The organism is Blautia sp. CAG:237 (assembly GCF_000436615.1).
Classification (GTDB): domain Bacteria; phylum Bacillota; class Clostridia; order Lachnospirales; family Lachnospiraceae; genus Blautia_A; species Blautia_A intestinihominis.
Genome location: NZ_FR886695.1, coordinates 1 through 899, shown reverse-complemented (window position 1 = coordinate 899; position 899 = coordinate 1). Strand labels below are relative to the sequence as shown.

Below are 899 nucleotides of genomic sequence, written 5' to 3'. Positions count from 1 at the left end.
TGACGCTCTTCATATTCAATATGATGCTCAGCAGCAAGTTTCTTAGCTGCTTCATCATCTGCTACTTCGTCAAAATCGATTCCTGCATATTTCTTGATCGCATCGTTCATGGTCAGACGCTCAAACGGCTTGCCAAGGTCGATCTCGATACCATTGTAGGAAATCTTTGTGGAACCACAAACCTTCTCAGCCAGATAACGGAACATGGACTCTGTCAGTTCCATCATTCCCTCATAATCTGTATATGCCTGATAAAGCTCCATCAGAGTGAATTCCGGGTTGTGACGGGTATCAACACCCTCGTTACGGAATACACGGCCGATCTCATAAACTCTCTCAAGACCACCAACGATCAGTCTCTTGAGGTAGAGTTCCAGAGAAATACGAAGTTTAACATCTTCGTTCAGTGCATTGTAATGTGTCTCAAACGGTCTTGCAGCGGCACCACCTGCGTTGGAAACCAGCATTGGTGTCTCAACTTCCATGAAGTCGCGTCCTGCAAGGAAGTTACGGATCTCTTTCAGGATCTGGGAACGTTTGATAAATACTTTCTTGCTGTCCTGATTCATGATAAGGTCTACATATCTCTGACGATAACGTGTATCTGTATCTGTCAGTCCGTGGAATTTCTCCGGAAGGATCTGTAAACTCTTGGATAACAGAGTCATTTTCTCTGCGTGGATAGAGATCTCACCAGTTCTTGTTCTGAAAGCAAAACCTTCCAGTCCGAAGATATCACCGATATCAGATTTCTTAAAATCTGCATAAGAATCTGCTCCGATCGCATCTCTTGCTACATATACCTGAATATTTCCCTGTAAATCCTGGATATTGCAGAAAGAAGCCTTACCCATAACTCTCTTGAACATCATACGGCCTGCGATCGCTACGTGGATCGG

At 44.2% G+C, this 899-nt stretch carries 1 protein-coding gene; it reads right to left on the bottom strand.

Features of this window, described 5'->3' with window-relative positions:
• Positions 1–899, bottom strand: an 899-nt coding sequence (locus QZL69_RS02920; protein WP_291518005.1) for an amino acid--tRNA ligase-related protein, incomplete at both ends; no start/stop codon positions are given.